This is a genomic window from Holdemanella sp. DFI.5.55 (genome assembly GCF_020593575.1).
GTDB lineage: Bacteria > Bacillota_I > Bacilli_A > Erysipelotrichales > Erysipelotrichaceae > Holdemanella > Holdemanella hominis.
Map to the genome: position 1 here is coordinate 1 of NZ_JAJDMK010000099.1, position 6,176 is coordinate 6,176.

The 6,176-nt window shown below is 33.9% G+C and carries 10 protein-coding genes and 1 riboswitch; of the genes, 3 read left to right on the forward strand and 7 right to left on the reverse strand.

Annotated features, from left to right (window positions below):
- Positions 1 to 81: 81 nt before the first annotated feature.
- On the forward strand, positions 82 to 627 hold the full coding sequence (locus LJE08_RS12480) for an NUDIX hydrolase (protein WP_227403392.1): 546 nt from the start codon (positions 82 to 84) through the stop codon (positions 625 to 627).
- Positions 628 to 650: 23 nt separating this feature from the next.
- A complete protein-coding gene (locus tag LJE08_RS12485) occupies positions 651 to 935 on the forward strand; it encodes an HU family DNA-binding protein (protein WP_227403393.1) in 285 nt (94 codons plus the stop codon).
- A gap of 37 nt (positions 936 to 972) precedes the next feature.
- Here the strand turns inward: LJE08_RS12485 and LJE08_RS12490 are convergent, their stop codons facing one another.
- From LJE08_RS12490 to LJE08_RS12520, 7 genes are all read right to left on the reverse strand, one after another.
- Positions 973 to 1,392, reverse strand: coding sequence for a GGDEF domain-containing protein (locus tag LJE08_RS12490; protein WP_227403394.1), 420 nt, complete (start codon positions 1,390 to 1,392; stop codon positions 973 to 975).
- A 379-nt stretch (positions 1,393 to 1,771) separates the two neighbouring features.
- Entirely contained in the window at positions 1,772 to 2,110 is a 339-nt protein-coding gene (locus tag LJE08_RS12495; RefSeq protein ID WP_217256213.1) for a hypothetical protein, read from the reverse strand.
- 45 nt (positions 2,111 to 2,155) lie between these two features.
- The gene (locus tag LJE08_RS12500) at positions 2,156 to 2,317 is read right to left on the reverse strand and encodes a hypothetical protein (protein ID WP_222620999.1); all 162 of its coding nucleotides are present in this window, start codon (positions 2,315 to 2,317) and stop codon (positions 2,156 to 2,158) included.
- Between the two features lie 67 nt (positions 2,318 to 2,384).
- Positions 2,385 to 3,014: a thiamine phosphate synthase gene (gene thiE, locus LJE08_RS12505; RefSeq protein WP_227403395.1), complete on the reverse strand. Its 630-nt coding sequence runs from the start codon at positions 3,012 to 3,014 to the stop codon at positions 2,385 to 2,387.
- The gene (gene thiM, locus LJE08_RS12510; protein WP_117923616.1) at positions 3,011 to 3,781 is read right to left on the reverse strand and encodes a hydroxyethylthiazole kinase; all 771 of its coding nucleotides are present in this window, start codon (positions 3,779 to 3,781) and stop codon (positions 3,011 to 3,013) included. The genes thiE and thiM overlap by 4 nt, the downstream gene beginning before the upstream one ends.
- Entirely contained in the window at positions 3,762 to 4,295 is a 534-nt protein-coding gene (gene thiW / locus LJE08_RS12515) for an energy coupling factor transporter S component ThiW (RefSeq protein ID WP_040466267.1), read from the reverse strand. Before thiW ends, thiM begins: the two co-directional genes overlap by 20 nt.
- Before the next feature lie 183 nt (positions 4,296 to 4,478).
- A riboswitch (TPP riboswitch) is annotated at positions 4,479 to 4,575 on the reverse strand.
- 302 nt (positions 4,576 to 4,877) lie between these two features.
- The gene (locus LJE08_RS12520; RefSeq protein WP_227403396.1) at positions 4,878 to 5,627 is read right to left on the reverse strand and encodes a GNAT family N-acetyltransferase; all 750 of its coding nucleotides are present in this window, start codon (positions 5,625 to 5,627) and stop codon (positions 4,878 to 4,880) included.
- A gap of 295 nt (positions 5,628 to 5,922) precedes the next feature.
- On the opposite strand from LJE08_RS12520, the gene LJE08_RS15145 reads away from it, so the two are divergent.
- The gene (locus LJE08_RS15145; protein WP_255650349.1) at positions 5,923 to 6,048 is read left to right on the forward strand and encodes a hypothetical protein; all 126 of its coding nucleotides are present in this window, start codon (positions 5,923 to 5,925) and stop codon (positions 6,046 to 6,048) included.
- Positions 6,049 to 6,176: the final 128 nt, after the last annotated feature.

The following is a 6,176-nucleotide window of genomic DNA, read 5'->3' on the forward strand; positions in this document are numbered from 1 at the left end:
CCGGGCACGTCATTTAGACGTGTGACTTTTTTGCAGAAAAAGTCTTTTCTTGTTTGGATTATAATAATTTGGGTGATAAAAATGGATTTAAATTGGAAATTAAATAAAACCGAACATATTGTACAAGATGAATGGATCGACTTTCGTAAAGAGTCATTTATTCTTCCAGACGGAAAGGAATTCTCCCCTTTCTATAACTATTCAAGAAGAAACTTTGTCGTGATTATCGCAAGAACAAAAGATGATAAATATATAACTGTTCGGCAATTCAGACATGGTCTAAAAAAAGTAACCACTGAATTTTGTGCTGGTGGCATTGAAGGAAGCGAACATGAAAGTGCCTTATTAGCAGCTAAGCGTGAACTACAAGAAGAAACAGGCTACGTTTCAGATCACTGGAAACATATATATACCATTCCCAGCAATCCTACCATAGCGGATAATTATGCGTATTTATATTATGCCGATGATTGTGAAAAAGTATCGAATCAGCATCTAGATTCGACAGAATTTTTAGAAGCCAAAGAATATACAGAAGATGAAATCAATGATTTAATTAAAAACAACGAATTTGTTCAACCAATTCATCTAATGGGTTGGCTAATGGTGAAAAAAGGCTTATTATAAGGATATAAAGGAGACTTATAAACATGGAAAAATTAACTAAAAAAGACATTATTTCTAATATTGCCGAAGATTCTCATTTAACTAAAAAAGACATTACTGAAGTTGTTGACTTGGCACTTACACAAATCTTTGAAGGTTTAAGTGAAGGAAAAACGGTAGATCTTGCAGGATTTGGAAAATTTGAAATCACTGAAAGAAAAGCTAGAGAAGGAATTAATCCTCTAACGAAAGAAAAGATTCAAATTGAAGCTAGCAAATCTGTTAAGTTCAAAATTTCCAAAGCTCTAAAAGAAGCAGTTAATAAATAATATCAAAACAAAAAGCATCCCTAGAGATGCTTTTTCATTACCTTCTTCGATCATTACAACTCGTTGTATAATAATCCTTTTTATTTTGATACATTCTTTCATCGGCTAATTTACTTATTTCTTGAACCGAATCAAAATCTTGTTCTGAAGACTTGACGACACCATACGATACAGATATTGAATTGGAGTACTTACCATGCCAATCATGAATAGTCACATCAAATACTTGTAATATAGAATCGATATTCGATACAGATTCTTGAATCAATACGACAAATTCATCTCCACCAATACGATATATTTTTCCATAAGAGGCAAACGCAAACTTCATGCAGTTACTAGCCGCACAAATCAGTTCATCCCCTGCACTATGTCCAAGTGAATCATTGGCTTGTTTTAAACCATTTAAGTCTAAAGATATATAAGCCCATTCCGTATTTAAATCTAACTTTTCCATATCCGTATCATACGCACGTCAATTGAAACATTTCGTCAGTCCATCCGTATTCGAAGTATACATATATTTTTCTTTTTCATACTTCTCTTTTAATGCTCTAGAAAGCATAAGAACAAGTAAGCATGAAGCTGAAGTTAGATAAATACCGATAATCAATATCGCTACGATATTACTTTGAGAAAGCATCGATTCAGATATGGATACAGATGCATTATAATTTCCGTGTTTTCGAGTTATATATTGATAGTTTCTATCAGAAGTCAGAATCTTCTTCCCAATTTTATTTTTGTCGGTAGCCCTCAATTATTTTCGTCTTTGAATTTACAACATAAATTTCCATTCCCTTATACACAGGCATATCAGCTACAACATTTGAAATTTAGTTTTGTTTCAACTCCTTTAAAAGACGCTTTGGCGTAATACCCACTTGAACCATATGTGTTTTCGACTCATTCCAAGTAATCGCATACATCATCTCTTTAGCTTCAGCCGTATTTGGCGTGACATCCTGGCATAATGTTAAATCTTTATTATTTAACATCTGTTTAAAGAAAGCCATTTGTTCACCTGAATCAAAGCTATATCCAAAATACTTAGGTATCGAACCCGAATAGATCGTTCCCGTATCATCAATAAAATGAATTTCATCCACGGACATTAAAGATGCGATTTTTTGATGTTTATCAATATCATATTCAACTTCCGGCTTGGCATCCACAATATAAGATATGGCTTTAGCACGTACTATATAATCATCTTTTAATTATTTCACAAATCGCTCTTCATTCGACTCATTTTTATCAAGATCCGCAATCACACGATCCAATAATACATAGGATGTGGTTTGCGCATTCTTTTCATTTACATATCTTAATATACATGCTTCAAGAATCAATACGAGGGCAACAATGGTGATTGAAAGCACTAATATTTTTCTTTTTCTCGCAATTACTATTTTAGGTTATATTTTTCAAAAATAAAAGTGGCATTTGTTATGCCACGATTTTTTGAATCGATTTCTTCAATTCTTCAGCTGCTTTTTTTGTATCCTCTTGATCCATAATAGCCGATACAACACAAACACCTTGAATAGGACTCTTTTCTAAAACAGAAAGATTGTCTTTATTTAATCCTCCAATCGCACAGACCGGAATCTTGACAGCCGAACAAATGTCATTCAATGTTTCCACACTCGTAATCGTCGTCGTCACATGCGTCTTTGTCGGATAAATGGCACCACAACCCAAATAGTCAGCACCATCAGCCTCTGCTTTTTTTGCAACTTCAACAGTCTTTGCGGTAGCCCCAATAATACAATCTTTTCCCATTATTTTACGAGCTACAGAAATTGGCATATCTTCATTTCCTAAATGAACACCACATCCTACAGCCATTGCGACATCGATTCGATCATCAATAATTAATGGAATATGATAAAAATCAGTAATCTCTTTTACTTTTAAAGCGAGTTCATAGTACTCTAAAGTCGACTTATTTTTTTCACGAAGCTGTATAATGGTTGCTCCACCTAGACATGCCCCTTTAACTTTATTTAAAAAAGTTTCTTCATCATAACCATCTGAATTGGTAATAAAATATAATGTATAATCTACTTTTTTCATCCTAACACCTCAATTTTAAACAAAGATTCATCAAAACTGGTAAGTTTATAGATCTCATCCATAAAATGCATATGAAAAGTTCCAGGTCCTTCACTTTTCGTCTTTTCTGCAGCAACTTCATAATAACAAGTTGCCTTAATACAAGCCAATAATGGAGAATAACTAGCTAAAAATGTAGCGATTGCCACATTTAACATACATCCAGTGCCTGTGATTCTTGAAAGCATTTCACAACCATTTGAAATTAAATTCACGTCTTTACCATCTGTAATGACATCGATCTTGCCGCTACAAACAACTACACAACCAAGATGTAAAGCCATGTCCTTTAGCCATTTTGCGCTTTCATAGATATTCTCTTCATCGAGAACATCCGCATCTACACCGTGCGCATGACTTGTCATCCCATAAAAAGCTTTACATTCACTGATGTTCCCTTTAATGACGGTTGGACAATATAAAGAAACAAGTTCTTTGGCATAATTTAATCGAAGTGTTGAACAAGCCACTCCAACCAAATCTAAAATGAATGGTATTCCTTTTTCTTTGGCACATTTTGCACTAATCATCATAGATTTAGCTCTAACATCATCAAAGTTACCTAAATTTAATGCCAAAGCCGCAGAATGGCAAGTGATATCATCAACTTCATCGGGGTGACAAGCCATAATTGGCTTCGCTCCTAAAGCTAATATAAGATTTGCACAATCATTAATTGAAATCGGATTTGTGATACAGTGAATCAAATTATTCGTTTGTTTCAACAAATTTTTGCACTCCTAACTTTCTTTGAATATTTTCTAGGATTCCACTACGAGACATCGACTTCAATAAAACATACGCAATACTTCCACCGATGATTGTACCCATTAAAAAGCTAGGTACATAGAACATCCATGTAAGTCCAGTTCTTCCCCATAAATATGTCATCACTGGATATGAAAGAACAGAACCAATTAAACCTGTACCAATGACTTCACCAAGTACGGCAGCCCAGATTTTTCCTTTACTAACACGATATAAAATACCAGATAATGTAGCTCCAAAAATAGCACCAGTTAAAGCCAATGGTGGAATTCCCATAACTGTCATACGAATTAAACCAATAGCTAAAGCACAAAGAAATGAATACCAAGGCCCCATAAATACAGCCATTGTGATATTAATAAGATGTGCCATAGGACACATTCCTTCTACACGTAAGATTGGAGAAATGACTACTCCAACAGCTACCATCATTGAAAAAAAGACTAAGCTTAATAAGTAATTGTGTTTATTCATAATACTACCTCCTACAGATACAGATGGCCTAGAAAACACGCAAAAAACCATCTGTGGTTCGGTATTAGACAAACAGTCCTCTCTCATCCTGTCAATTCAGGCTCCCTCGCTTGTTTTCTATACTCTAGGCGCTCCCCTACAGTAAGGCAATAAAACAAAAAGACCTGCAACGTAAAAAGACAGGTCAAAAAAATCTATACTTCCTACGCCGGCATTATCCGTCAGGTTTAATGGGTCGAAGTCGAACTTCCTCTCAGCAATAGCTCCCCAGATTTATTTACTACATTTAGAATTTTAGTACAAAACAATTTAAAGTGCAAGCCAAATATGAGATCAAGAAGGAATTTACGAATGAAACAAGACAAGAATCATTTCTAGTCATTTTAGCAATCTATTTTTTGATCTTTTTAACTATGGCAATGTCTCCATATGTGATTGTGAGTGGAGAAGAAAATTCCTTATCCCACATTCTATTTTTTTGCAAGCCTTATTAGTACCAATCTGATTGTTCCATTTGCACTAAACACAATTTACTTGGTATATTTATTATTTAAAACCATCATGTCTCAAGATAATTAGTGCCTATTTTAGCTTTTCAACAAGTTTTAAAAACTTCTTCTCATTCATTACATCATTCGTTATATAATCACCATTGTAGAATAAGGCATAGGTAGTGATAGGAGTTGGCGCATTCTGCGCCTTTTCTTTTGTATCTATATGAATCGCTTTAAATTCTATATTTTGTTCTTTTGAAACATTCTCTATAATCGGAACATACTTCGCATTAAAAGGACATTGACTTGTATAATATAAGACAAAGCCAGACTCTTCGATATGACATTCTTTTGCACAAGATTTAAATTGAGGAACTTTTGAATCATTAAAATTCAAGTACCACAATTGAATACCATTACTCGCTTCATCAGAGATTTTAAAACCTTTATATGTTAAAAATTTAGGATCTGCAAGATACGGCGTCTTCTTTTTTGTAGATAAGATACAAATTCCATCCATTCCCTTCTTCTTACTGTCTTCAATACACATATTTAATAATTCACTCGAATAGCCATGACCCTTTAAAGATCCACAAACCCATAGACAATCAATATACATATAATTTTCTGCGTCCACACCAATCCACGCATTCTTTGCAGGAATATACTCAATAAAGCATTTCCCTCTTACAGATGATTTAATAAAGACAAGTCCTTCTTCAAAGCGATCAGACAACCAATCTTTCTTTGATCTTACTTGGACATCTGAATTACTACTAATGGAACAACAAATGTGTTCTTGTTCAATATTTTCTTTTGTCACATATACATAATCCATACATTAACCTCAATAAAAGTATTATGAAGGAAAAAGGAGTTGAAATCAATCCACTCCTACGTGTTTTATTTTTCGAATTTAATAGCAGCCTATGAAGTAAAGAAAATATTCTGGACTGTCTTTTTTCATCCGTTATATGTAATGAGGAAATATCTTCAATTTCCTCTAATTTCATGGTGTTTTTGTTTTTAGTACCACTGAGATTCATTCTTGCTTTTACTTAACTCTCGCCGCTAAGATTAAGGTACCATTCAAATCTATTGTCGTCAATAGGAACTACAGAAGTAAAAAAATCATGAAATTTTCAGATATGGCAGAAGAACTTCGTCTTCAACTTGAAAATCCAAATAGCGATTTAGAATCTTTTCAGAATCGTTTTGAAAAGTTGGTCACAGCTGAATGGTATAATAAGTCCAGTTGATACGGCGACGAAGGCAATTGAATCCGTTGTATAAGTCCACACCTATACTGTAGATATAAAATATCATCCTCCCGTTGTAAGATAAAAACAGGTAAGTAAGTATACTTATCTAGTCTTGCGATTAGGAG

What these genes read in the sequence shown, in the direction of transcription:
- LJE08_RS12480 (WP_227403392.1), top strand. Translation starts at nt 82, where the DNA reads ATGGATTTAAATTGGAAATTAAATAAAACCGAACATATTGTACAAGAT.
- LJE08_RS12485 (WP_227403393.1), top strand. Translation starts at nt 651, where the DNA reads ATGGAAAAATTAACTAAAAAAGACATTATTTCTAATATTGCCGAAGAT.
- LJE08_RS12490 (WP_227403394.1), bottom strand. Translation starts at nt 1,392, where the DNA reads ATGGAAAAGTTAGATTTAAATACGGAATGGGCTTATATATCTTTAGAC.
- thiE (WP_227403395.1), bottom strand. Translation starts at nt 3,014, where the DNA reads ATGAAAAAAGTAGATTATACATTATATTTTATTACCAATTCAGATGGT.
- thiW (WP_040466267.1), bottom strand. Translation starts at nt 4,295, where the DNA reads ATGAATAAACACAATTACTTATTAAGCTTAGTCTTTTTTTCAATGATG.
- LJE08_RS12520 (WP_227403396.1), bottom strand. Translation starts at nt 5,627, where the DNA reads ATGGATTATGTATATGTGACAAAAGAAAATATTGAACAAGAACACATT.
- LJE08_RS15145 (WP_255650349.1), top strand. Translation starts at nt 5,923, where the DNA reads ATGAAATTTTCAGATATGGCAGAAGAACTTCGTCTTCAACTTGAAAAT.